This window comes from Novosphingobium kalidii (assembly GCF_040534015.1).
In the GTDB taxonomy this organism is placed as follows: Bacteria; Pseudomonadota; Alphaproteobacteria; order Sphingomonadales; family Sphingomonadaceae; genus Novosphingobium; species Novosphingobium kalidii.
In genome coordinates this window covers 34,001-59,163 of record NZ_JBEWLY010000001.1, presented here as the reverse complement: position 1 = coordinate 59,163, position 25,163 = coordinate 34,001, and the positions used below count along the sequence as shown (strand labels likewise).

22 protein-coding genes, 1 tRNA gene and 1 pseudogene are annotated in these 25,163 nt (G+C 62.7%); 15 read left to right on the top strand and 9 right to left on the bottom strand.

The genetic code is table 11. From position 1 onward, the window contains the following. Window positions 1-190 precede the first annotated feature (190 nt). The 12 genes from ABVV53_RS00280 to pnp all read left to right on the top strand — a co-directional run bounded on the left by ABVV53_RS00280 (window position 191) and on the right by pnp (window position 15,080). Window positions 191-2,296, top strand: coding sequence for a prolyl oligopeptidase family serine peptidase (locus tag ABVV53_RS00280; RefSeq protein ID WP_353982319.1), 2,106 nt, complete (start codon window positions 191-193; stop codon window positions 2,294-2,296). Between the two features lie 201 nt (window positions 2,297-2,497). Beyond that, window positions 2,498-3,547 (top strand): acyltransferase family protein, encoded by a 1,050-nt coding sequence (locus ABVV53_RS00275; RefSeq protein WP_353982318.1) that lies wholly within the window; start codon window positions 2,498-2,500, stop codon window positions 3,545-3,547. Between the two features lie 222 nt (window positions 3,548-3,769). Beyond that, on the top strand, window positions 3,770-4,330 hold the full coding sequence (gene rimP / locus ABVV53_RS00270; RefSeq protein WP_353982317.1) for a ribosome maturation protein RimP: 561 nt from the start codon (window positions 3,770-3,772) through the stop codon (window positions 4,328-4,330). 4 nt (window positions 4,331-4,334) lie between these two features. Beyond that, window positions 4,335-5,972 (top strand): transcription termination factor NusA, encoded by a 1,638-nt coding sequence (gene nusA, locus ABVV53_RS00265; protein WP_353982316.1) that lies wholly within the window; start codon window positions 4,335-4,337, stop codon window positions 5,970-5,972. Further along, window positions 5,953-6,741, top strand: coding sequence for a DUF448 domain-containing protein (locus ABVV53_RS00260; protein ID WP_353982314.1), 789 nt, complete (start codon window positions 5,953-5,955; stop codon window positions 6,739-6,741). Before nusA ends, ABVV53_RS00260 begins: the two co-directional genes overlap by 20 nt. 23 nt (window positions 6,742-6,764) lie before the next feature. Then, window positions 6,765-9,473, top strand: a complete 2,709-nt coding sequence (gene infB / locus ABVV53_RS00255) for a translation initiation factor IF-2 (RefSeq protein ID WP_353982313.1) — start codon at window positions 6,765-6,767, stop codon at window positions 9,471-9,473. 116 nt (window positions 9,474-9,589) lie between these two features. Continuing rightward, a complete protein-coding gene (locus ABVV53_RS00250; RefSeq protein WP_353982312.1) occupies window positions 9,590-10,138 on the top strand; it encodes a DUF1697 domain-containing protein in 549 nt (182 codons plus the stop codon). Between the two features lie 59 nt (window positions 10,139-10,197). Continuing rightward, window positions 10,198-10,590: a 30S ribosome-binding factor RbfA gene (gene rbfA / locus ABVV53_RS00245; RefSeq protein WP_353982400.1), complete on the top strand. Its 393-nt coding sequence runs from the start codon at window positions 10,198-10,200 to the stop codon at window positions 10,588-10,590. Between the two features lie 71 nt (window positions 10,591-10,661). Continuing rightward, entirely contained in the window at window positions 10,662-11,342 is a 681-nt protein-coding gene (locus tag ABVV53_RS00240) for a site-2 protease family protein (protein WP_353982311.1), read from the top strand. A gap of 11 nt (window positions 11,343-11,353) precedes the next feature. Beyond that, window positions 11,354-12,280: a tRNA pseudouridine(55) synthase TruB gene (gene truB, locus ABVV53_RS00235; protein ID WP_353982310.1), complete on the top strand. Its 927-nt coding sequence runs from the start codon at window positions 11,354-11,356 to the stop codon at window positions 12,278-12,280. Between the two features lie 5 nt (window positions 12,281-12,285). Then, window positions 12,286-12,555, top strand: coding sequence for a 30S ribosomal protein S15 (rpsO, locus tag ABVV53_RS00230; RefSeq protein WP_353982309.1), 270 nt, complete (start codon window positions 12,286-12,288; stop codon window positions 12,553-12,555). A 191-nt stretch (window positions 12,556-12,746) separates the two neighbouring features. Further along, window positions 12,747-15,080: a polyribonucleotide nucleotidyltransferase gene (gene pnp, locus ABVV53_RS00225; protein ID WP_353982308.1), complete on the top strand. Its 2,334-nt coding sequence runs from the start codon at window positions 12,747-12,749 to the stop codon at window positions 15,078-15,080. Between the two features lie 146 nt (window positions 15,081-15,226). Here the strand turns inward: pnp and ABVV53_RS00220 are convergent, their stop codons facing one another. Further along, complete coding sequence (locus ABVV53_RS00220; protein WP_353982307.1) at window positions 15,227-16,501, bottom strand: sensor domain-containing diguanylate cyclase; 1,275 nt, start codon at window positions 16,499-16,501, stop codon at window positions 15,227-15,229. Window positions 16,502-16,639: 138 nt separating this feature from the next. Further along, window positions 16,640-17,764: a GGDEF domain-containing protein gene (locus ABVV53_RS00215; protein ID WP_353982306.1), complete on the bottom strand. Its 1,125-nt coding sequence runs from the start codon at window positions 17,762-17,764 to the stop codon at window positions 16,640-16,642. 180 nt (window positions 17,765-17,944) lie between these two features. Here ABVV53_RS00215 and ABVV53_RS00210 point away from each other — a divergent pair, with 180 nt between their 5' ends. Further along, entirely contained in the window at window positions 17,945-19,069 is a 1,125-nt protein-coding gene (locus ABVV53_RS00210) for a L,D-transpeptidase family protein (protein WP_353982305.1), read from the top strand. A gap of 38 nt (window positions 19,070-19,107) precedes the next feature. Here ABVV53_RS00210 and ABVV53_RS00205 read toward each other — a convergent pair whose 3' ends face one another. After that, the gene (locus ABVV53_RS00205) at window positions 19,108-19,866 is read right to left on the bottom strand and encodes a peptidylprolyl isomerase (RefSeq protein ID WP_353982304.1); all 759 of its coding nucleotides are present in this window, start codon (window positions 19,864-19,866) and stop codon (window positions 19,108-19,110) included. A gap of 148 nt (window positions 19,867-20,014) precedes the next feature. Next, the gene (locus ABVV53_RS00200; RefSeq protein ID WP_353982303.1) at window positions 20,015-20,716 is read right to left on the bottom strand and encodes a GcrA family cell cycle regulator; all 702 of its coding nucleotides are present in this window, start codon (window positions 20,714-20,716) and stop codon (window positions 20,015-20,017) included. 100 nt (window positions 20,717-20,816) lie between these two features. Here ABVV53_RS00200 and ABVV53_RS00195 point away from each other — a divergent pair, with 100 nt between their 5' ends. After that, entirely contained in the window at window positions 20,817-21,695 is an 879-nt protein-coding gene (locus tag ABVV53_RS00195; RefSeq protein ID WP_419956723.1) for an ABC transporter permease, read from the top strand. Between the two features lie 92 nt (window positions 21,696-21,787). On the opposite strand, the gene hspQ is transcribed toward ABVV53_RS00195, so the two are convergent. Next, on the bottom strand, window positions 21,788-22,168 hold the full coding sequence (gene hspQ / locus ABVV53_RS00190) for a heat shock protein HspQ (RefSeq protein ID WP_353982302.1): 381 nt from the start codon (window positions 22,166-22,168) through the stop codon (window positions 21,788-21,790). Between the two features lie 153 nt (window positions 22,169-22,321). Between hspQ and ABVV53_RS00185 the strand changes: the two genes are divergently transcribed. After that, window positions 22,322-22,411 (top strand) — tRNA-Ser (locus tag ABVV53_RS00185). A gap of 576 nt (window positions 22,412-22,987) precedes the next feature. Here ABVV53_RS00185 and ABVV53_RS00180 read toward each other — a convergent pair. The 4 genes and pseudogenes from ABVV53_RS00180 to ABVV53_RS00165 form a co-directional block, all read right to left on the bottom strand. Beyond that, a pseudogene (locus ABVV53_RS00180) lies at window positions 22,988-24,028 on the bottom strand (recombinase family protein); the annotation flags it as partial. After that, entirely contained in the window at window positions 24,025-24,414 is a 390-nt protein-coding gene (locus ABVV53_RS00175) for an HVO_A0114 family putative DNA-binding protein (protein ID WP_353982301.1), read from the bottom strand. The gene ABVV53_RS00175 and the pseudogene ABVV53_RS00180, both read right to left, overlap by 4 nt. Beyond that, window positions 24,411-24,764 carry a toxin-antitoxin system TumE family protein gene (locus ABVV53_RS00170; RefSeq protein WP_353982300.1) on the bottom strand — a complete coding sequence of 118 codons (354 nt, stop codon included), beginning with the start codon at window positions 24,762-24,764 and terminating at the stop codon, window positions 24,411-24,413. Before ABVV53_RS00170 ends, ABVV53_RS00175 begins: the two co-directional genes overlap by 4 nt. After that, a complete protein-coding gene (locus ABVV53_RS00165; RefSeq protein WP_353982299.1) occupies window positions 24,761-25,078 on the bottom strand; it encodes a hypothetical protein in 318 nt (105 codons plus the stop codon). The genes ABVV53_RS00170 and ABVV53_RS00165 overlap by 4 nt, the downstream gene beginning before the upstream one ends. Window positions 25,079-25,163: the final 85 nt, after the last annotated feature.

The window sequence follows — 25,163 nt, the reverse complement described above, 5'->3', positions numbered from 1 at the left end:
AGGCCGGGCGAACGCCAAGGCCGTGTTGCTAACATCTCTCAGTTGTCAAAGCGGCTCCGGGCGTTAAGCTCCGGGGCCGTTTTCTCGTGGAGAAATGTTCTTGCTTCATCGCTTTTGGCCGGTACGCCCCTGTCTTGTCACCGCAGCCGCCTTGTCGGTCTTTGTCACGTCTCCCATCTTGGCCGAGACCATGAAGACTCCATCATACCCTGACACCCGCCGCGAGAACGCCGTCGAGGAGCATTTCGGCGAGGCTATTGCCGACCCATATCGCTGGCTTGAGAATGATGTCCGCATTGACACGCAAGTTGCTGACTGGGTTGAACGCCAGAATGCGGTCACACGCGCCTATCTGGGCGCGCTCCCGTCACGTGAATGGTTCGCACAGCGCATTCGGACGTTGATCGACTACGAGCGCTTCGGACTGCCTGTTAAAGCGGGCGGGCACTACTTTTACTCGCGCAACTCGGGGCTTCAGAACCAAGCGCAGCTATTCGTTCGCGATGGTTTGCAGGGTGAGCCGCGCTTGCTGCTCGACCCGAACAGCTGGGCGGCCGATGGCGCGACGGCGCTAGACGCATGGGAGCCTTCGGGCAGCGGCCGTCGGTTGCTATTCAGCGTGCAGGACGGCGGAAGCGACTGGCGCGTTCTTCATGTGCTCGACGTCGCCTCGGGCGAGCGTCTGCCAGACGAGGTGAAGTGGGCCAAGTTCACCAATCTCGCCTGGGTGGGCGAGGATGGCTTCTTATACTCGCGCTTTCCAGCACCGGCCGAGGGCACGGCGTTTCAGGGACGCAACTACGACCATGCGGTGTACTACCATCGCATCGGCACGCCTCAGGATGAGGACGAGCTGGTGTTCGCCACGCCGAACGAGCGCGAGATGAACCACGAGGCGCAAGTCACGCCGGACGGACGCTACGCGATCATACGCAGCAGTACCGGTACCGACGCGCGCTACCAGGTGCGGGTGATCGACTTGTCTCAGCGCGACAAGGAGGGCTGGAAGCCGCGCACGCTCGTCCCCGATGCGGCGAACGACTGGAAGCCGGTAGCGAATATCGGGACGAAGCTTTGGTTTGTCACCAACAAGGATGCGCCGCGCTATCGTCTTGTTTCCATCGACCTTTCTGCGCGCGATCCGCAGTTCACGCAGGTAGTCGGCGAGCGCCCCGAATTGCTGGAGCGGGCAACGATTATTGGCGATCACATGATCCTCAACTACTTGCAGGACGCAGCTAGCCACGCCGAAACAGTCAACCTTGACGGTAAGTCGGTGCGCACGCTGGCTCTGGCGGGGCTCGGTACGGCGTCCGGCTTCGACGGCAAGCCCGGGGATCCCGAGACCTTCTACGCTTACTCCAGCTTCAATCAGCCGACGGCGATTTACCGGATGAATATCGCGACGGGAAAATCAGAGCCGTTCGCCACGCCGGCGCTGAAGTTCGACCCCGAAAAGTACTTGGTGGAACAGCGCTTCTATACGTCGAAGGACGGCACCAAGGTTCCCTTGTTCATCGTGCGCAGCAAGGCGGCGGCACAGGCGGGCAGAGCGCAGCCAACGCTGCTCTACGGCTATGGCGGCTTCGACATAGCGCTGACGCCTGGGTATTCTGCAGTGCGCATGGCTTGGCTGGAAGCTGGCGGTGCCTTTGCGATGGCGAACCTGCGCGGCGGTGGAGAGTACGGCAAGGAGTGGCACGACGCTGGTCGTCGAGCCAACAAGCAGAATGTCTTTGATGATTTCATTGCCGCGGGCGAGTATCTCATCGCGCAGGGCATTACGCCCAAGGGCGGACTGTCCATTCAGGGCGGGTCGAATGGAGGGCTCCTCGTCGGCGCAGTGGTCAACCAGCGACCCGACCTGTTCGCGGCTGCCAACGCGCAAGTTGGCGTCATGGACATGCTTCGCTTCGACCGCTTCACCGCGGGCCGCTATTGGGTGGATGACTATGGCTATCCGGAACGGGAGGCGGACTTTCGCATACTGCGGAGTTACTCGCCTTACCATAACATCCGATCTGGTGTGGATTACCCCGCTGTCCTCGTGACTACGGCGGACACCGACGATCGTGTGGTTCCCGGCCACAGCTTCAAGTACACGGCAGCGCTTCAGCATGCCGACGCCGGCCACCAGCCGCATCTGATCCGCGTCGAGACGCGGGCCGGGCATGGTTCTGGCAAGCCAACTGACAAGGTGATCGAAGAGGGTGCGGATATCCTCTCGTTCCTTGCGCACGGATCGGGGTTGCAACCTCCCGAAAACGCCAACGACGGCGCTACAGCGAAACGCTAGAAAGAAGCGGCGGGGGCGGGCTGCGTGTAGCCGGCTCCGCTCCTTCGCCAGTCGGAAGCCGGCTGTCACCCCTAGTTCGCGGACTTGCTTCGCCTGCCAACGGACGAGTTCGGTAAGGTCGGAACGGATGCAATCGGCCTTGTGTGCTGCTGCCTCCCCCCGCCAAGGTTGCTGCGTGAACAGGCAGCAAGCAGGTGCTCCATGCCGGAGGTGAAGTCCCACCGCAGCCAATGGGTGGATATTGCCAAGGCCATCAGCATCCTCCTCGTGGTATTCCATCATAGCAGCTTCAGCTTCACGCCCGCGATGATGACGCTGGACGAAGTTCTGCTGTTCTTCCGGATGCCGTTGTTCTTCTTTGCCTCGGGCCTCTTCCTGAGCAAGATGATGCGCTACGATTTCCCCGCGCTGGTCGGCAGGCGACTGGCGCCTCTGCTTTACCTCTATGTCATCTGGTCGGTCGTGAAGTGGGCGGCCGTCACGGGCCTGCCTTACCTCCGAGGCCAAGAGGTTGATCTCGCCAACGTTCTACACATCTTCTGGGAGCCGCCGGCTACGCTGTGGTTCATCTATGCGCTCGCGCTCTACTCCTTGTTCGCTTGGTTGCTGAGGAAACTGCCGGTCGCATTTGTCGCGGCAGCGGCCTTCGTGGCCAGCGCCTTGGCATTGTCGGTGGGGCCAGTAACCGATGGTCCTTTCGCCTTGCGTATCGCCCGCTTTTTCCTGTGGTTTTGGCTAGGCTACGCGCTTCGTGACCACACCGCGGCTTTGATAAAGCAGCATTTCCGCTGGCCTTTGCTTCTTGTGGTGCCGCTGTGGGGCTGGACCTGCTATCACCTGTCCACTTCCGGTGCTGATCTCCACATCTGGGCTCTGCCGCTGACCGCTAGCGCTTTGCTGGCAGGGCTGGTGCTGGCGGGAGCCCTGGAACGGACCTCTCTGTCCCGGCCTCTGGCTGCTCTGGGCCGAAATACGCTGCCGATCTACGTGGCCCACTTCTTTCCACTGATGCTGCTGTCGGGCCAGTTTGCTTCGCAGTTCCTTGCGCCCTCCTGGTTTGCGGCGTTGTTCTCGATGATCCTTGCCGTGACTTTCTCATATGCTGCGAAACTGATCGCAGACCAGGTTGGGCTGGGCTGGATCTACGAACTGCCGCAAAGTGCTCGCGAAGGGATCGAGCTGCGCATGGGCGGCATGAAGCGGCGCGCAACGAAAATCACGGACGCAGGGGGGCTAGAGAGCAAGTCTTAATCCCGACGGATCCCTGTGGTGGCCTCGGCACGGGCACGGCAGCACTGTCGCAAGCGGCGATGAGGCCGCTCGGTTCACAGATGCGAGCATCGTTGCACTTGCGTTTTCTCTTGGACAGGGCTATCTCACGCACACCCCGACATTGGTAACGCAAGATCGGGCTGGCGCCGGAAGGGGCCGGCGCTGAAACGCGTTGCCGTGTTTTGCTGTTGGAGCGTTGGATTGATCGACATTGCGCGGATTATCGAGGTTGTCGAGCCGGAGGTGCAAGCCCTCGGTTTCGAGCTCGTGCGCGTGAAGGTCTTCGGCAAGAGCGAAGTCGGCGACGACGAGATCGCGCTGCAGATCATGGCTGAGCGCCCAGAGACGGGACAGCTTCTGCTGGATGACTGCGCGGCGCTATCCCATCGCGTTTCCGATCGTATCGATTCGCTGGAAGAGGCGGGCGAAGTGCTGATCGCAGAGGCTTATCGCCTTGAGGTCAGCTCACCCGGTATCGACCGTCCGCTTGTTCGGCCCAAGGACTACGTCAACTGGGCGGGGCACGAAGCGAAGATCAACCTGACCGAGCCGATTGAGGGTAACCGCAAGTCGCTGCAAGGCGATCTTGTCGGCCTCGACGGTGAAACCGTCCTGCTCGTTGACCGCAAGTCCGGACGAGTGACGTTTCCGCTCGATCATGTCCATTCCGCGCGGCTGGTGCTGACCGACCGCCTGATTGCCGCTACTCGCCCGATCGATGTCGAGGGCGCCGACGAAATCCTTGAGGAACAGGAAGACTAATCCCATGGCCAGTGCGATTTCCGCCAACCGCGCCGAGCTGCTCGCGATCGCCAACTCGGTCGCGTCGGAAAAGATGATCGACAAGGCCATCGTCATCGAGGCGATGGAAGAGGCGATCCAGAAGTCTGCCCGTAACCGCTACGGTGCGGAGAACGACATTCGCGCCAAGCTCGATCCGCGCACGGGCGACTTGCGCTTGTGGCGCGTCGTCGAGGTGGTGGAAGAGGTTGAGGACTACTTCAAGCAGGTTGATCTTAACCAGGCTCAGAAGCTGCAGAAGGACGCCAAGGTTGGCGACTTCATCGTGGACCCGCTGCCACCCGTTGATTTGGGCCGCATTGACGCGCAGTCCGCCAAGCAGGTGATCTTCCAGAAGGTCCGCGACGCAGAGCGTGACCGTCAGTACGAAGAATTCAAGGACCGCGTAGGTGAGGTTATCACCGGCGTCATCAAGTCGGTCGAGTTTGGCCACGTGATCGTCAACCTGGGTCGCGCCGAGGGCGTGATCCGCCGCGATCAGCAGATTCCTCGCGAGGCCGCGCGTGTCGGTGAGCGCGTGCGCGCCATCGTCCTGAAGGTTGAGCGCCAGAACCGTGGGCCGCAGATCTTCCTCAGCCGTGCGCATCCCGAGTTCATGAAGAAGCTCTTCGCGCAGGAAGTGCCCGAGATCTACGATGGCATCATCGAGATCAAGGCCGCTGCTCGTGATCCGGGTTCGCGCGCCAAGATCGGCGTGATCAGCCACGACCACTCGATTGATCCAGTCGGCGCGTGCGTCGGCATGAAGGGCAGTCGCGTGCAGGCTGTCGTTCAGGAGCTGCAGGGCGAGAAGATCGACATCATCCCCTGGAGTGAGGACACTGCGACTTTCGTCGTGAACGGGCTTCAGCCCGCGACTGTCAGCCGCGTCGTCATCGACGAAGAGGAAAGCCGGATCGAAGTCGTGGTTCCCGACGACCAGCTTTCGCTGGCGATCGGGCGCCGCGGGCAGAACGTGCGCCTCGCCAGTCAGCTGACGGGCTCGCAGATCGACATCATGACCGAGCAGGAAGCGAGCGAGAAGCGGCAGAAGGAATTCTCCGAGCGCTCCAAGATGTTCGAGGAAGAGCTGGACGTCGACGAAACGCTTTCCCAGCTGCTTGTCGCTGAAGGCTTCAGCGAGATGGAGGAAGTTGCCTACATCGACGTGAGCGAGCTTGCTGCGATCGAGGGCTTTGACGAGGAACTGGCCGAAGAGCTTCAGAGCCGCGCGCACGAAGCGCTTGACCGGCGTGAGGAAGCTTCGCGTCAGCAGCGCCGCGCGCTGGGCGTCGAGGATGCGCTGGCCGAACTGCCGCACCTTACCGAGGCCATGCTGGTTACTCTCGGCAAGGCCGGCATCAAGACGCTCGACGATCTTGCCGACCTCGCGACGGACGAACTGATCGCCAAGAAGCGCACGGAACAACGTCGTCGTGACGGCTCGGTCAATCGCCGCGCCCGTGACGAGGACAAGGGCGGCGTTCTGGGCGAGTATGGCCTGAACGAAGAGCAGGGCAACGAAATCATCATGGCTGCGCGCGCGCACTGGTTCGACGAAGAACCGAGCGAGGCTGCACAGGCCGAGACCGAGGAGGCCGCCGATGCGGGATCCTCGCAATGAGCAACTAAGCTCCGACAGTACTGGCGCTCCGGATAATTCCGGGGGACCGGAGAGGACCTGCATCCTGTCCGGCGAAGTGGCCGCGCGTGATGCGTTGGTCCGGTTGGCGATCTCGCCTCCGGGGCCGGACGGCGTATGTGTGGTGCTTCCTGACGTCCACGCGCGTGCCCCAGGGCGCGGCGCGTGGATCGGTGTTTCACGGACAGACCTTGAAAAAGCGCAAACGAAGGGCAAACTAAAGGGAGCGCTGCTACGCGCGTTTGGTAAGTCTCTGGGCCCCAAATCGCCGAACGGCGCTACGCTTGCCATCCCCGATGATCTTGCGGACCGGGTCGATAATGCGCTGAGCCGCGCGTTCACCGACCGCCTGGGCCTTGAGCTCAAAGCGGGAAGGCTGCTGCTGGGATCGGACCGCATCGCCGAGCAGGCACGCAGCGGATCGGTACACTGGCTAGCGCATGCCGCTGATGCTGCCGAGGACGGATCGCGCAAGCTAGATCAGGCCTGGCGGGTGGGCAGCGAGGCGGAAGGAACGGGTCTGCGCGGGACAGTCTTGCCACTGGACCGGATGGCGCTGTCTGTGGCATTGGGCCGCGACAACGTCGTTCACCTGGCGCTGGCAGACCGCGGGGCGGCCGATAGAGTTGCCGCGCCGCTCCGGCGCCTGCTGCATTTCCGAGGGCAGGCCGCAGTGAACGAGGCCGCGGCTGAAGCAGACAAGGGCCATGGACGGGTGCAAGCCGAATCCACGGCCACGACGACGAATTAAGACCGAAGGGCGAATAGAGACTTATGAGCGAGACCGACAACAAGCCGACCCTGGGCCGCAAGCCGCTTGGCCTCAAGCGGTCGGTCGAGGCCGGCGAGGTCAAGCAGACCTTCAGCCACGGCCGGACCAACAAGGTCGTGGTCGAGGTGAAGCGCCGCAAGCTGATCGGCAAGCCCGGCGAGACCGCCGATGCCAAGCCTGAGCCAGCCGCAGCTGAGCCTCAGCCAGCGCCCGAGCCTGCGCCCCGTCCGGTTGCTCCGCCACCACCACCGCCGCCTGTAAAGCGTGCGGCCGCGCCCTCGAACGAGACGCCGCAAGAGCGTGTCGCCCGCCTGCAGCGCGAGGCGGAGGAAGATCGCCTGCGTGTGGCCGAGGAAGCGCGCCGCCGCGAAGAGGATGAGCGTGCTCGCGCGCTTGAGGACGAGAAGCGCCGCGCCGAAGAGAACCGCCGGGCCGAGGAAGCCGCTGCGGCTGCCGCAGCCGCAGCTTCCGAACCGCAGGTGGAAGCGCCAGCAGCCGCCGAGGAAGCGGTATCAGCCGAACAACCGGACGCTGCTCCGGCAGAGTCGCCGACGGAGCAGCCCACTGCGCCAGCAGCGTCCGCTCCTGAGCCAGAGGCCGAGGCCGAAGTCGTCCCCGCGCCGCGTCGCTTCACGCCCGTCCAGCGTCCCGAGCCGGTGCGTCGGCCCGATCCGACCCCAGCTGCGGCCGCGAACACCGCCAGTGCCGCTGCCGGGCTTTCCAAGAAGCTCGATATCAAGAAGGGCGCCGCACCGGCTCCGGCTGCTGCGCGTCCCGGCGACCGCAACAAGGGTGCGGTGGGTGACCGTCGCCAGTCCGGCAAGCTGACGGTAACTCGCGCGCTGAACGAGGACGAGGGCGCACGCGCTCGCAGCCTCGCCGCGCTTAAGCGGGCTCGTGAGAAGGAGCGCCGCTCTCACTTTGGCGGACGGTCGCAGCCGCGCGAGAAGCAGGTGCGCGATGTCATCGTGCCCGAGGCGATCACTGTGCAGGAACTCGCCAACCGCATGGCCGAGAAGGGCGCTGACCTCGTCAAGTCGCTGTTCAAGATGGGCATGATGGTCACTGTGAACCAGACGATCGACCAGGATACAGCCGAACTGCTGGTGACCGAGTTCGGCCACAACATTCAGCGTGTTTCCGAGAGCGACATCGACATCGATGCTTCGTTCGACGTGGATGCCGAAGAAACGCTCAAGCCGCGTCCGCCTGTGGTCACGATCATGGGTCATGTCGATCACGGCAAGACCAGCCTGCTAGACGCTCTGCGCGGCACAGATGTGGTGCGCGGCGAAGCCGGTGGCATTACGCAGCACATGGGTGCCTACCAGATCAAGACGAAGAACGGTGACCTCGTCACTTTCCTCGATACGCCCGGCCACGCTGCCTTCACGCAAATGCGTATGCGCGGTGCGAACGTGACGGACTTGGTGGTTCTTGTGGTTGCAGCCGACGACGGCATCATGCCGCAGACGATCGAAGCCATCAATCACACGAAGGCTGCCGGTGTGCCGATGATCGTGGCGATCAACAAGATCGACAAGCCCGAGGCCAATCCGCAACGCGTTCGCGAGCGCCTGCTCGAGCACGAGGTCGTGGTCGAGGCGATGTCGGGTGACGTACAGGACGTGGAAGTCTCGGCGAAAACCGGCGCTGGTTTGGACGAATTGATCGAGAAGATCCTGCTGCAGGCCGAGTTCATGGAACTCAAGGCCAATCCGGATCGCGATGCCGAAGCGACCGTGATCGAAGCCAAGCTCGACAAGGGCAAGGGGCCGCTTGCGACCGTGCTGGTGAAGCGCGGGACGCTCAGGGTCGGCGACATCTTTGTCGTGGGGACGCAGAGCGGCCGCGTGCGCGCCATGCTTGACGACAAGGGACGCCAGGTGAAGGAAGCGCCGCCGGCTTTGCCAGTCGAAGTGCTCGGTATCGGCGGCGTGCCGATGGCGGGTGACTTGCTGAGCGTGGTCGAAAGCGAGCAGCGTGCTCGCGAGGTCTCGGGCTATCGCCAGGAGCAGGCGACCGCCAAGCGTACTGCGACCGCACCTGCCAGCCTCGACACGATGTTCTCCGCGCTTCAGGACAAGCAGAACGTCATCGAGTACCCGGTGGTCATCAAGGCCGACGTCCAGGGCTCGGTCGAGGCGATCAATCAGGCGCTCCATGCCTTGTCCAACGACGAGATCAAGGTGCGCGTGCTGAGCTCCGGCGTAGGTGCGATCACCGAGAGCGACGTGACGTTGGCCGCTGCCAGCGGTGCGCCGATCGTTGGCTTCAACGTCCGCCCGAACGCCAAGGCGCGCGAGCAGGTGGAGAAGACCAAGACGCCGATGATGTACTACGACATCATCTATGAGCTGACCGCCGAAGTCGCCAAGCAGATGGCTGGCATCTGGGGACCGGAACGGATCGAAACCGTTGTCGGACGTGCCGAGGTGAAGCAGGTTTTCCCTGCCGGCAAGAAGGACAAGGCGGCCGGTCTGCTGGTGGTCGAAGGCGTTATTCGCAAGGGCATCCACGCGCGTCTCACCCGCAACGACGTCATCGTCTCGGCTACGCTCATCCAGTCGCTGCGTCGCTTCAAGGACGACGTGGACGAAGTGCGCGCCGGCATGGAGTGCGGCGTGGTCCTGGCCGACACGAACGACATCAAGCCGGGTGACCAGCTCGAAGTCTTTGAGGTCAGCCATCGCGACCGTACGGTCGGGTAACTTTCGGCAGCTGCCCTACAAGGTTCCAGGGGCGGCGAGAGCGAGGTATGTCCTCGTTATCGCCGCCTCTTCCTTGACGTGCGCAGCTTTGCCGAACCGTCGAAGGCCCATATGACATGACCCGCTATGTCGCGCTGTTCGGCAGCATCAATGTCGGCGGCAATCGGCTTACGATGGCGGACCTGCGCTATGCGTTCGAGCGCGAGGAGTTCGAGGAGGTCGAGACGGTGGTCGCCAGCGGCAACGTGCTGTTCTCATTCGATGAGCGGCCTACAGATGGACTGGAAGACTTGTTCGCGCACATGATGCGGGACCGTTTCGACATCGAGAGCTTTGTTGCGGTCCGGACGAAAGAGGAAGTGCGTACGGCGATCGCGGATAATCCTTTTGTCCACAGCGGCGCGGACAATCTCATCCATACGCAGTTTCTCGCGTGCCAGCCCACCGCCGCGCAGTTCGAGGCGCTGGTGGCCAACTACCGTGGGCGTGGACCCGAGCGTCTGGCGCTGGGCGAGCGCTCGCTGTTCATCGACTATGTGGACGGCGTGGGTAACACCAGGTTGACCGGCCCGTTCATTGAGAGGCGGCTGGGCTGTCCCGGCACTGCGCGGAACGTGCGTTCGCTGCAGCGCATTCTCGATAAGATGGAGAGCGCATCAGGGTGATGTCAGCGGCAGCAATGAGTTGTTGCAAAATGCTGCGCTACATCCACATGAGGCTCGCCATGGCACGCCAGCAATCCACGCCCGAACAGCACTCCGTCCGCTTGCTTAAGGTGGGTGAGCGAGTGCGCCACGTCTTGTCTGAAATCCTTTCGCGGCAGCAGGTCCACGACGCCACGCTCAGCGCGCATTCCGTCAGCGTTACCGAAGTGCGCATGTCACCCGATCTGCGACTCGCCACGGCTTATGTGAAGCCGCTGCTGGGTTCGGACGAGGAGGAAGTGCTCACCGCGCTGCGGCAGAACACGGCTTACTTCCAGAAGGAGGTGGCGCGCAGCCTCGGCCTGAAATCAGCCGCCAAGATTCGCTTCCGCCTGGACGAGACTTTCGATGAGGCCGATCGCATTGAGCGACTGTTGTCGGATCCGCGCGTGAGGCGAGATCTGGAGGACTAGGCGCCAGACCTCTGTTCGGTCGTCGTGCGGCTCGCCTTGCGGGCGGGAACGGGACCGCCTAGATCCCACACATGCAAGAGACCTTGCTGCAAGCCGCAGCGCTCATCATTCCTCTCATCGTCGCGATCGTGTTTCACGAGGTCGCGCATGGCTGGGTCGCTCGCGCGCTGGGTGACCCCACTGCGCACCGCCAGCGGCGGCTGAGCCTCAACCCGCTGCGCCACGTCGACCCTGTCGGCACGATCGTGGTTCCCGGTATGTTGGCGCTCGCCAGCGCGCCGGTGTTTGGCTGGGCCAAACCGGTTCCGGTGGTCAAGCAGCGGCTCAACAATCCGCGCTACGGGATGATGGCCGTGGCAGCGGCGGGCCCATTCACCAATTTCGTACTGGCGGCAGTCGGTGCCATAGCGCTGGGGCTGCTCGCCAGAAGCGGTAGCGGTGGTGCGGTGCTTGGATTCCTGGCGCTGAATCTTCAGAATTTCATTCTGATCAACATCTTCCTCGCGCTATTCAATCTCCTGCCGATACCGCCCTTCGACGGGTCGCACATCGTCGAGGGACTGCTTCCGCCTCGCGCCGCACGGACTTACGAGAAGCTGCGGCCTCTCGGCTTCCCGCTGCTGTTCCTGCTACTGCTCGTGATACCCTACCTCTGGCCACAGTTCGGGATAGTCCAGCGGTTCGTCGTGCCCCCCGTGCTCTGGGCAGCTGACCACTACGACGCGCTCGTCCGCTCGATCGCCGGCGTCTGAAAGGAGCTACCATGGCTTCGGGCTGGATCATCCTCGACAAGCCGACCGGGTTGGGATCGACCCAGGCAGTGGCCGCGGTAAAACGCAATCTGCGCGAGGCTGGCTTTGGTAAAGGCGTGAAAGTCGGCCACGGCGGCACGCTCGACCCGCTGGCTTCCGGCGTGTTGCCGATCGCTCTAGGCGAGGGGACAAAGCTGACAGGGCGGCTGCTGGACGCGAGCAAAATCTACACCTTCACTGTCCGTTTCGGCGAGGAGACCGATACACTGGATCTGGAAGGCGCGGTTATCGCCACGAGCGAAGCGCGTCCGATGATATCGGAGGTGGAGGCAGTGCTCCCGCGCTTCACGGGCCCGATCGCGCAAGTGCCTCCAGCTTATTCGGCACTGAAAGTCGACGGCGAGCGGGCTTATGACCTCGCGCGGGCGGGTGAAGCGGTGGAGCTTGCGTCTCGATCGGTGACCATCCATCAACTCAGCATTTCGGCCTTCGACCCGGATGCGGAGCCTGATGTGCCACTGGAATCGCTCACCCTCCTGGCAAATGTCTCCAAGGGCACCTATATTCGGAGCCTGGCCCGAGACATTGCGCATGCGCTCGGCACGTGCGGGACAGTGACCATGCTGCGCCGCACCAAGGCCGGTCCGTTCGATCTGACGCAGGCGATTTCGCTGGACAAATTGAACGAAATCGGCAAGGGCGCACCACTTGAACAGGTACTCTTGCCGCTGGAGGCAGGGCTGGACGACATCCCGGCCCTTGACCTCGATCCGGAGCAGGCAAGGGCGGTCCGACAAGGCCGCGTTCTCACCGGGCTGCCCTGTGACGATGGGCTCCACTGGGCGAGGCTTGGGAACACTCCCGTCGCGTTGATGGATCTCTCGGGCGGCGACGCCCGCGTCGTTCGGGGTTTCAACTTATCCGATGTCGCGGAGTGAATGATATGTCGGTGACTGCCGAAAAGAAGCAGGAAATCATCTCGGACAACGCTCGCCAGTCGGGCGATACCGGTTCGCCGGAAGTGCAGGTCGCGATCCTCACTGAGCGGATCAACAACCTGACCGGGCACTTCAAGTCGCACCACAAGGACAATCACTCGCGTCGCGGCTTGCTGGCCATGGTCAACAAGCGCCGCTCGCTGCTCGACTATCTGAAGAAAAAGGATGTCGCGCGGTACAATGCGCTGATCCAGAAGCTGGGTCTTCGCAAGTAACAAGTTTCACGGCGGCTCCGGGAAACCGGGGCCGCTGCTCTATTGGGCTTCTGAAAAGCAGGAGCGCAGGGCCAAGGCTGCAATTCGGCGGCTGGGCCAGGGAGCCACGAGAGGCTCCGCACCGGACCGGGACGGTATCCCCGGCAGTAAACCCCGCCAGCAATAGGGCTCGCGGGCTGAGGAAAAACTGAATGTTCGACGTAAAGACTGTATCCATGGAGTGGGGCGGAAAGACCCTCACGCTGGAAACCGGCCGCATTGCTCGTCAGGCTGACGGCGCCGTGTTGGCCACCCTGGGCGATACCGTGGTGCTATGCGCCGTGACGGCCGCCAAGTCGGTGAAGGAAGGGCAGGACTTCTTCCCGCTGACTGTTCACTACCAGGAGAAGTTCTCCTCCGCCGGCCGTATCCCGGGCGGTTTCTTCAAGCGTGAGCGCGGTGCGACTGAGAAGGAGACGCTGACCAGCCGTCTCATCGATCGCCCGGTGCGTCCGCTGTTCCCGGAAGGTTTCTACAACGAGATCAACGTCATCGCTCAGGTCATGAGCTACGACGGTGAGAACGAGCCCGACATCGTCGCGATGATTGCCGCCTCGGCTGCGCTCACCATCTCGGGCGTGCCCTTCATGGGCCCGATCGGCGCTGCACGCGTCGGCTTCGTCGATGGCGAGTACACGCTGAACCCGAAGCAGGACGCCGCGCTGACCGACGGTCGCCTCGACCTCGTCGTAGCCGCCACTGGCGACGCCGTGATGATGGTGGAATCGGAAGCCAAGGAGCTGACCGAGGACGAGATGCTCGGCGCTGTCATGTTCGCCCATGACGAGATCAAGAAGGTCGTCGACCTGATCATCGATCTGGCTGAAAAGGCCGCCAAGGATCCTTGGGACGTCGACCTGTCGGACAACACCGCCGACATCAAGAAGAAGCTCAAGGACACCGTCGGCAAGGATGTTGCCGCTGCTTACAAACTGACTGACAAGTCGGCCCGTTCGAACGCGCTCAACGAAGCGCGCGCGAAGGCCAAGGCTGCGTTCGCGGATGAGACTCCGCAGACGCAGATGGTCGCGATGAAGACAATGAAGAAGGTCGAGGCGGACATCGTTCGCGGCGCCATCCTCAAGGACGGTTCGCGCATCGACGGCCGCAAGCTCGACCAGATCCGCCCCATCGAAGCGATGGTCGGCTTCCTGCCGCGCACCCACGGTTCGGCGCTGTTCACCCGCGGTGAAACCCAGGCGATCTGCACCACAACGCTGGGGACCAAGGAAGCTGAGCAGATGATCGACGGCCTGGAAGGGCTCTCGTACTCGTCGTTCATGCTGCACTACAACTTCCCGCCTTACTCGGTTGGCGAAGTGGGACGTTTCGGTGCGCCGGGCCGTCGCGAAGTCGGTCACGGCAAGCTGGCATGGCGCGCGCTGCACCCGGTGCTGCCCGCCAAGGCGGACTTCCCGTACACCATCCGCGTTCTGTCCGACATCACCGAGTCCAACGGCTCATCCTCGATGGCGACTGTCTGCGGCGGCTGCTTGTCGATGATGGACGCAGGCGTTCCGATCGAGCGTCCGGTGGCCGGCATCGCCATGGGTCTCATCCTGGAAGGCAAGGACTTCGCTGTTCTGTCTGACATCCTGGGCGACGAGGATCACCTCGGCGACATGGACTTCAAGGTGGCCGGCACCGAAGCGGGCATCACCACGATGCAGATGGACATCAAGATCGCCGGCATCACCAAGGAGATCATGGGCCAGGCGCTCGAGCAGGCGAAGGCCGGCCGTACCCACATCCTGGGTGAGATGACCAAGGCTCTGGGTTCGGCTCGCACCGAGCTTTCGGCTCATGCTCCGCGCATCGAGACAATCCAGATCGATAAGTCGAAGATCCGTGATGTCATCGGCACGGGCGGCAAGGTCATCCGCGAGATCGTGGCTGAGACCGGCGCCAAGGTCGACATCGACGATGAGGGCACGATCAAGATCTCGTCCTCGGACATCGCGCAGATCGAAGCGGCCAAGAAGTGGATTCTCGGCATCGTCGAGGAAGCGGAAGTCGGCAAGATCTACGACGGCAAGGTCGTCAACATCGTCGACTTCGGCGCTTTCGTGAACTTTATGGGCGGCAAGGACGGTCTCGTCCACGTGTCCGAGATGAAGAACGAGCGTGTCGAGAAGCCGACCGACGTCGTCAAGGAAGGCCAAGAGGTCAAGGTCAAGGTCCTCGAGATCGACAACCGTGGCAAGGTCCGCCTGTCGATGCGCGTCGTCGATCAGGAAACCGGCGAAGAGCTGGAGGACACTCGTCCTGCCCGCGAGCCGCGTGAACCCCGCAGCGGCGGCGGCGATCGTGGTGGTGACCGCGGCGGAGATCGTGGAGGCGACCGTCGTCGTCCGCGCGGTGACCGCGGTGGTGATCGCGGCGGCAACCGGGATCGTGGTCCGCGCCGTGACGGCGGCAACGGGGGCGGCGGAAACGGCGGTGGCGGTGATCCCGATCACATGCCGGCCTTCCTCAAGGAAGATTGATCCTCTGAGATCCTGAAAACGAAAAGGCCGCGTCGGGCATCCGACGTGGCATTTTTCTTGGCGGAGGGTACTCTGCAGTGCTGCAAAGCAGGGGCTTTCCGGAAAGCCCCTGCTTTCCGGAGAGCTAAGGCCTGTGCGCCACCCTCTCAGCCCCTCATGGCGAGACGCGGGCCGGCCTTTTCTTTATGTCCGGCGCGGCGATCTGCCTGTACGATACAGTTCTTGCCGCCCTTCTTAGCGGTATAAAGTGCTGAGTCCGCCATGGGAACGACGTCCGCCGCGCCGGTTGATGTCTCCGGTACAGCCGCCACACCGAAGGAGGCGCTCACGGGGACGCCGTGAACGTCCGACAGGCCCTCGACCCGCATCCGCAGCATTTCTGCTTTGAGCGCCGCGTCCTCCAGGCCGCAGCTAGGCAGAATCACAATGAGTTCCTCGCCGCCATAGCGTGCCACCACGTCCGAGGGCCGGAGCGAGGAAACGAGTTGCCCCGCCACATCACGCAGCACCGCGTCGCCCTTGGCGTGGCCATGCTCGTCGTTCAGCCGCTTGAAGTTATCGAGGTCGATCATCAGGACGGAGGTGGCATCGCCAGACCGCTCCGCGAGACTGACATAGCGTTCGAGCGCATCCTCCATATAGCGGCGGTTGTAGAGACCCGTGAGGGGATCACGCAGCGACTGTGTGCGGAGTTTCTCGCGCAGGGCAATGTTCGACAGCGCGAGTGACATGGAGTCGGCCAGCGCCCGACATACACGGCGCACCTTGTGTAGCTTTGCGAAGGCATCTTCATCGTCCGACGCGAGCACCAGGAGGCCGAATACCTGGCCACGCGCCATCATCGGCACTTCCACAGTCGCCGCGGTGCCGATTTGATGCAGGCAGCACAAAGTATCGGTATGGCTGTCGTTGATGTGTGGTTTGCCACGCTTGAGGGCCCAGCACGTGCTCGGAAGCAGGGAGTGGCCGGGTTGAAAGCCCTCGCATTCGTTCCATGCCTTCGCGAGGTCGAGACGGTCGCGCGAATTGTTGAAGACGTACAGTGCTCCGCCGAACTCCGGCAGCAGGCGCCGCGTGGTAGCCATGAGGATTGCACCAGCGTCTTCATGGTCCTCGGCGGCTTGCAGCATGTCGGTCATCGCGAAGAGTTCTTCGACTTGCTGCTTCGTCTCCTGCGCCGCACGCAGGTGCCTGATCTGGAGCCCGACTTCAGCAAGTGCGCTGCGGCTGAATACCAGCGTCATGGCGAACATGCCTAGTATGGTCAGCAGCGCGATCCCAGCGCCTGCTTTGGCGAGATAACCGGAGCCGAGAAGGGCAAAGCTGCAGGAAACGATGCAGACGAGGTGCAGCAGCGTTATCAGGAGACGGCGCGAGGCCATCGCCTGCATTTCCGTGGTGAGTTCGTCTTGCGCCTGCACTCGCTCCACCTCGACAACTTGTGCGCAAGCTGGAGCAAAGAAGCTAACGAATGTTGAATGGCACTTTATTTGGTCCTGCGTACAAGAAGCGAAGCTACAATAACCTAAATATCTGGCGACACGCGCCGCCAATATTCGTTAGCTTCCTGCCGGACTTGCTACGACCACGCGGTTCCGGCCCGTTCTTTTCGCCTGATACAGGGCGTCGTCAGCAGCACGGAGTGCTTCGCGCACCCCGGTATAGGCGTGAACCTCGGCTATACCGGCTGAAAACGTGATCTGCCCAAACGGGACTTCTGTTGTGCGATTGACCATGTGTCGGCTGGCCAGATCTGCGCGAACCTCATCAATGAGCGCGCGGGTCTCATTCGCATTGCGTCCGCGCAGTACTACGCCAAATTCCTCCCCGCCGTGGCGTGCAACGTGGCATGTGTCATTGCAGATACTGGCGAGTGTTTCGCCGACATGGCGCAGGACGCGGTCACCAGCTTCATGCCCGTGAGCGTCGTTTACGTTCTTGAAATGATCGATGTCACAAAAAGCCACACAAATCGGCTCACCGTTCTGCGCCGCTAGGCCGACTTCTCTTTCGTATATCCGTTCGAATGCGCGGCGGTTCGGAAGGCTGGTGAGAAAATCGATTTCGGCCTCACGACGTGCATCGGCGAGGCGTTTCTCAAGCTTGTTTACTTCTTGTTCGGAACGGTTGAGTTCGCTTTCCAGCACACGAGAATGCGTAAGCACCTCGCGCACCACACGGGTGATTTCCTCCCCGACTTCCGTTTCGTTGCAATCGGAAAGGTCCTCGGCATGCTGCTCCAGCGCCGTGCTGTACTGCGTTGTCGCGGTGCGAGCATCACTTGCGGTGCGCGCGAACGCGCCCATCGTGGTTCCCAACTCCGCTACGAGTTCCTGAAGGCCTTGCTCGCCTTCGTCTCTAGGGGAATGGAGTGCGATATCCTCAAGCCACTCTACCGTGATGGGTTCGCCTGCCGCAACGCGCTCCTCCACCCGCACGGAAAGCTGCTCATCCGTCCCCGTGATGAGATCGAACGCGATCCTCAAAGTCGAGGCGTTCACTTCAAGGTCATGCGTCAGGATAAAGTTCGAGATGTCAGCGAGAAGCTCGCGGCGGATCTGATGATCTTCGCCGTCACGCGCTTGCGTGCCGCCGCGGGCACGCGCCTCATCGCGCCGTCCGGGTGCAAAGCCCAGTCGACTGAAGAGGCCCTTGGCCCGACTGACTCGATCAGCAGGTGTCATGCAGCAAAAAACAGCAAGTTCTCGATGAAGATGATCCCTTCCTAAAAGCCGTGCAGCCAATCGCAAGGTCAAACGTTGACGATCGACCGGGTATCAACGGTTCCACGTGGGAGATGTGCCATCGTGCGCTTGAATGGGTTACTGCTTCCTTTGTCCTTTCTGCTGCTGCCAGCCTGTCAGATGGATTCGAGCAGTGAAGAAAACGGCTCGGAGGAGCAGCAGGCGGCATCTTCGCAAGCGTCCATCAATGGTGCCGACGCGATGGCCTCACGCGACCCTCAGCCGGGCGAGCAGGCGCAGACCTCCGACACTGAACAGCGGCCCGTCATGCAGATCCAGGTCGTGCTCGATAGACTGGGCTTCTCGCCCGGCGTCATAAATGGCGAAGCCAACGAAGCAACCCGCAATGCTCTAAGGGCATTTCAGGAGGCCAACAGCCTTCCAGTCACCGGCACGGCTGATCAGGCTACACGAGGCAAGCTGGCGCAGTGGTCCAACATCGCGGCAACGCGGACCGTCACCATACCCGCTGAATTCGCAGCCGGGCCGTTCCAGCACTTGCCGGAGAACGCCTCGGCCAAAGCTGAGATGGAGCGTCTGGGCTACGCCAGCCTGGAGGAGAAACTGGCCGAACGGTTCCACACGACACCCGAGACCCTGCGGAAGCTCAACTCCGGCAATGGGGCCGCCGCGACCGGGGGGCAGGGCGCAGCCTCGCAGCAAGCGGCGCCGACGGGAACTGCTTCGCCGAGCCAAACTGCGACAATGTTCCGCGCGGGGCAGCAGATCCGGGTGCCCAACACGGGCGGAGATGCGATCGATCCGTCCGCTGTCGACGACCAGGATTGGCTGACGACTTTGCGCAATTTAGGCGTGGGTACACAGCAGCCAAAGGTGGAGCGGATCGTCGTCAGCAAGTCCAAGGGCACGCTCAAGGCTTACGACGGCAGCGGCAAGCTGGTCGCCAGCTACACCGCGACAATGGGATCCGAGCGGGATCCTTTGCCGCTGGGGCAGTGGAAGATCAATGGAGTCGCCCGAAATCCAACGTTCCAATATGATCCGGAACTGTTCTGGGATGTTCCGGACAGCAATCCCAAGGAGACGCTTCCGCCCGGCCCTAACAATCCGGTGGGCGTGGTCTGGATGGATCTGTCGAAGGAGCATTACGGCATCCACGGCACGCCTGAGCCACAGACCATCGGTGAAGCCCAAAGTCATGGCTGCGTGCGGCTGACGAACTGGGATGCGGCGCGGCTGGCCCAGATGGTGCGACCAGGAACCTCAGCCATTTTCGAGGCGTGACTAAGCTGAAGTGCCCCGGCTCGCCTGCACCCCGCATCTTAGCGTGGCGCAGGCGCTTGGGCTGTCGAGGAGGCAGCGGCTGCGGGCGCGACGGGTGCCGGCGAGTTGGGGGCGGAGAGCGCGCCTGAAGGTGTCGCCTCCAGTCGCGTCTCCAGGGCTGGAACCCGTCGAACGCTCACGATCTTGACCGTGGGGTCGAGCATTTGCCCCTTCATGACGCCTTCGCCTTTGGTGGAAGAACGCGGCATTGCCCAGATTCGATCTACTACATCCATTCCAGAGACGACTTTGCCGAAGGCCGCAAAGCCGGCTCTGGCGTCCGGGTCCGTGGCGTCCGGCTGGGCGTCAAGGCCTGGCTGGTCGGAGACGAGGATCGAGAAATCGCCGGTCGCCGTTCCCGGTGCGAAGCGCGCCATCGAGATCGTGCCACGCTTGTGCAGGATTCCGGTCTGCCTGGTCGGCTCATGCGCCACGGCTTGCAAGACGCGCTTCGGGTCGTTGCCGGTACCCCCCTGGATCAATCCGTTGGGCGGGTCACCCCATTCCAGGTGCATGGCGCGGTAGAAGCTGGTGCCGTCGAGGCGCTTCTGATCGACGTACTTGAGGAAGTTGGCGGTGGTGAGCGGCGCTCTCTCGGCATCGAGGTCGAGTGTGATCGTGCCGGCGCTCGTTGTGATCGCGACATGGTCGCTTTCGGCCACTGCGGGCGGCGCTGCAAAGGCCGGCGCGACACCACCAGAAGGAGCGAAGGTGAGGGCGAGCAAGAGGGCGAATCGCTTTGGCATGTCCTTGATCATGCCTTTGGCGCCTTCGGCTGCAACCCTCCGCGGCCAAACCGCTTGTTGTGCGCTGCGCGTAGCGGTCATTCCCGGCCGTGCTCTGTTGCTACTGGCTCGCGAGCCAAGGCTGGCGCCGACCTGAGAGGACCGACACCAGCTTAAGCGGTTAGCGGACGCGAGGGCCGCCGAACGGCATCGGCGGGGGAGGACGGCGCGCACCACGCGGCAGCTGTGCCTGATAGGCCCGACCGCAATGCTCTACGCAGTAGGGGAAGCCGGGGTTCACCTTCTCTCCGCAGAAGTGAAAATCGGGCTCGCCGGGATGGCCCATCGGCCAGCGGCAGATGCGATCGTTGAGGTCGAGCAGGCTTGTCTTGTCTGCGATCTCCGGGCTGGGCTTGGCCGGCACGAGGCGACGGGGCGGCGCAGGAGGGATCGGCTGCTGCTGATCACCCGGACCTTGGCGGAGGAAACCACCTGGCCCCACCGATACGATCCGCGGCTGCGGATTGGCCGGCTTCTCGGCAGTCGGCTCGACGGGAGCGCTGGGCGGAGGCGGCGTAGGAGCGGGAGTCGGTGCAGCGGCGCGTTCCGGCATCGCCGGTGCGGCCTCGGCCTTGGGAGTTTCTTCAATCGTGCCCCCATCGGCAGCCTCGTCGGGCTTTGCCTTACGGGGGGGCGCCGCCGGCCGCGCAGGCTTTTCGTTCGCCTTGACCGGGGAGGGGCGCGCTTTGAGGCCGAGCCTGTGGGCTTTGCCGATGACGGCATTGCGGCTGACGCCGCCCAGCTCTTCGGCGATCTGGCTGGCAGTCGCACCGCCTTCCCACATCTTCCTCAGCTTCTCGATTCGCTCGTCGGTCCAGCTCATCTGCAATCCAATCGTCGTGGCCCCAATGGCCATCCTTAAACTTTACGCCTGCGCCCGGCGGGCCTTGCTTGCGGAGCGGCCAGCCGATAACCCCGGCATCATGGTCGATCAACCCTCTTCGGCGGACATCATAACGCCCGCCGACATCCCGCAACCCCGCAGCTTTCCGGCAATGGGTCAGCCCGTAATCAACCAGGTCAACTGGGTAGGCCTTAAGACCCTGTATATGAAGGAGGTCAGGCGCTTCTTCAAGGTCCAGACGCAGACGATCTGGGCGCCTGCAATCACCACGCTGCTGTTCCTCGTGATTTTCAGCATCGCGCTGGGTCGCGGCGGGCGTGAAGTGCTGGGCGTCAACTTTGCCACGTTCGTTGCACCGGGGCTCATCGTGATGGGGATGATGCAGAACGCGTTCGCGAACGCCAGCTTCTCGTTCCTATCCGGCAAGATCCAGGGAACCATCATCGACTTCCTCATGCCGCCGCTTTCCGAATTGGAGCTTCTGCTCGCAATGACGGCTGCTGCGGTCACCCGGGGAATTCTGGTCGGCTTTGCCTTGGCTTTGGCTATGATGCTGTGGCCCAGTGTGAACCTGTCCGTTGCGCACCCGTGGGCGGTTGTTTGGTTCGGCCTAATGGGAACCTACTTCCTGGCGCTACTCGGCTTCCTTTCGTCCATCTGGGCGGAAAAGTTCGATCACAATGCGGCGATTACCAATTTCGTCATTGCCCCGCTCTCGCTTCTCTCGGGCACGTTTTACGTGATCGACAATCTTTCGCCGATCTTTCAGGCGATCAGTCGGTTCAACCCGTTCTTCTATGTGATTTCGGGCTTCCGCTTCGGCTTCCTGGGAGCAAGTGACATCGGCGACACCAACATGGCCGTGATGCACTCGGCCATAGGTCTTGGAGTGCTCAACGCGGTTTTGAGCATCGTCACTTACCTGGTGCTTCGTTCGGGATGGAAGCTGAAGAGCTGAAGCCGGGATCCTCGGAAAGCGCGTGGCTGATCCCGTGAGGGCAAAACCACGAGCTAATTGAGGTGGCCACTAGCCACCTCAGGTGCCGCTGCTCAGTGAGTCATCCCGCGGCGCATTCGATAATGCCCCTCAGTGTAGTCCTCGAAGATTTGCGGTATAGAAGGGTGGTCCACAGGGCCACACTCGCTGTCGTCCATCAGATTTTGCTGGCTAACGTAAGCGACGTAGCTCGCATCGTCGCTTTCGGCCAGCAGGTGGTAGAACGGCTGCTCGCGCTGAGGCCGCACTTCCGCTGGGATCGACTCGTACCACTCCTCGCTGTTGGCGAAAACCGGATCGATGTCAAAAATGACGCCGCGAAAGTCGTGATGCCGATGGCGGACGATGTCGCCGATGGCAAAACGAGCCCGCGCCGTCCGTGGCGCTTCGATCAGGCGACCCGCCTGGGGCGAAAAGAAGGAGGCTCGGTTCATGGGTTGGATATAGGTCTCATGCACTTGAGTAACAACCGAGTGGCGCGAACGATCCCCCGAAATTGCGCTTTAGGGCTTGGCAAGCCAACGGGACTTCGCTAACCGCCCGCTTCGCTCGACCGGTGGGACTATCCCGCCACAGCATGACCTCGCGGAGAGGTGGCAGAGTGGTCGAATGCGCCGCACTCGAAATGCGGTGTACGGGCAACCGTACCGTGGGTTCGAATCCCACCCTCTCCGCCACTTCGGTATAAAGCCGGGAACGCCGATTCCCGCCGATTTCCCTCCTTTTGATGCCACCAGCGTCCGTAACAGGGTGCTTTTCGTTCCCATGATGCGGATCGCGTCGTCGGCGACCTCGACGCGCTGGGCAAAGGCCCGGACGTGATCCCGCCGATAGCCGCCCTTTCCGAGCCGGAGCCTGCTGCGCGCCTCGGTCGCGAGTTCGCGCACGGCTGCCCCTGTGAGGCCCTGATGCGCCGAACTTTTCAGCATCGCCTCAATCCGCGTGGCATCGTTGCGCGCCTGATTCCGAAGCGCGGTGAGCCCCGCGATCCGCTCGCCAAGGGCGGATTCGGCCGGGTCGAGCGAACCCGCCTCAATAGCGTCGTAGAGCCGCTTGAGGCGCATATCGGCCTCGGCCGCGCGCTGGTTCAACTCGGCGATATGCTGGCTGCGACGCTCGACGCTCTCCTGCCGGCGGTCGAGCAGCGAGGCGAGCACGTCTTCGATCCGCTCGGGGTCGAGCAGCCTTTCCTCGATATGGTTGACCACCATTTGGTCGAGTTTGTCCATGGGGATCGCGCGGCCCTTGCAGCCGGTGTCGCCCTGCCGCGCCCGGATCGAGCAGGCATAATAGCGGTAGCGGCCGTTTTTGCCGGTGCGCAGCGTCATGGCCCCGCCGCAGTTTCCACAATGGCAGATGCCCGTCAGCAGGTTCGGGCCGCTGACCACGCGCGGCGGCGTCACCTTCGGATTGTTGGCCTTCAAACGCTTCTGGACGGCTTCGAAGGTCTCAATGTCGATCAGCGGCGGAACCGCGACGATGACGATCTCGTCATCGGGTTTCAGCTCCTTGGCCTTGGACCGCTTGTTGAACTGATGCTCGCCGATATAGGTGCGGCGGGTCAGGATGCGGTGAAGCTGGCCGATGCCCCAACGCCCGCCGTTGCGGGTGAACATGCGATTTTTGCTCAGATGGTTGACGATGGCCTTCACGCCCAAGGGGCCGGACGTGCCATCGCCCTCCAGCGCAAGCCGATAGATCAGCCGCACCGTGTCGGCGTGCAGCGGGTCGATCTCCAGCTTCTTCTTCATCTTCGCGCCGCGCTGCTCAGCATCGACCACGCGATAGCCGATAGGCGGGAGCGAGCCGTTCCAGAAGCCTTGCCGCGCATTCTCCTTCAAGGCGCGCAGGACGTGTTTGGCGTTCTCCTTGGACTGATACTCGTCGAACAGCGCCATGATCTGCCGCATCATGACGTGCATGGGATCGTCGCCCATCTCCTGCGTAATGGAGACGAGGCGAACGCCGTTCTTGGCGAGCCTCCTGACGTTGAACTCCAACTCGAAATGATCGCGGAAGAAGCGCGAGAAGCTGTGAACCACCACCACGTCAAACGGCGCGGGCTTGGACGTGCCCGCTTCGATCATCCGTTGAAACTCCGGGCGGCGGTCGTTGGTGGCGGAGGCTCCGGCCTCCACGAAGGTCTCGACAAGCTGGTAGCCGCGCGAAGCGCAATAAGCCTCGCCCTGTTTGCGCTGGTCGGGGATCGACACGTCATGCTCTGCCTGCCGCGCCGTGGAGACGCGGAGGTAGAGCGCGGCGCGCAACGCTACATTGGGGGTTTGTGCGTTCATTTGCGGCCTCCTTTCGCTTCGTGGCGTTCGAGCAAGGGCAACTCCAGCTCCACACGGTCATGCAGCACCCTGGGAACGACCTTCTGGCCTTCGCCGGGGTCCATCCTGATGAGGCCGTAGCTCACCATCTTCTTGAGGGTTCGGGACAGGTTGGACTTGGCGCGTCCCGTGATCCGCGACAGTTCCTCCAGCGAGCCAGGGGCCTGCTCGTCGATGACGCGCAGCAATTCGCGGTTCCCACTGGAGAGGATTTGCGCGAAGGACTCGGTTGACGTGAACCAGACCTTGGGATCGCCGGCAGCGGGCTTTTCCTCGCCCTTTGCGATCCGCATGGTGCGGGCCTTCATTGCTTCGTAGTCGGCGATCCCGACTTTCAGGGTGGTCATGTTACGCCTCGCTCCTTCAACACCGCGTCCACCGCCTGCCAGAAGTCGGCCAGCAGCGTGGCCGCGTCCTCGTAGGCGTAAGGCTTCACGGTCTTGAGGCGGTGGTGATGGTCCATCGGCTCGCCGCGTCTGCCTCGGCCGACCGGATGGGCGTTGTCGAAGCCGACCAGCCGTTCGCCCGAAGGCCCATGAAGCGTGAGCGAGTAATCGAGACCGTGCGGCTTTTCCGGCGATGCCGGAACGCGGGTGACTATAAACTTCACCCAATGGCCGCCTTCGGGATCGACGACGAGCACCTGACCGTCGAGGTCCAGTAGCGTGTCGAGGCTCGGGTCACGATCCTCGCTCATGGCTTACTGTTATCATCTAAAGATAACGATTGAAAGCCCTCATTCTCGAGCTCGATGGGGCCGAACAGCCGGTCGAGCACGTCGCCGAAATACCGCTCGAAGATTTCTAGCTCGGCCTCGGTGATCGGCACCTTCTCCGGCCAATCGTCGAAGACAGGCAGCGTCTCCACATCGAGGATGCGAAGCGGCGACCTGCGGCGTTCCCGACCGTCCGGCGTGGGTTCGTCTGCATAGTCGAAAAGATCGTCGGGCAGCGTTTCCGGGATCGGCTGTCGCGGTCGCCCTTTGCGGGCGCGGCGGCGCTCTGCGCACATGGAATCCTCCGTGGTTCGGTGGTGGATTCCGGGGCGCTGTAGGCCCCGGAATTAAGCGAACCATGGAGGGCTGTCGGCGGCCTGT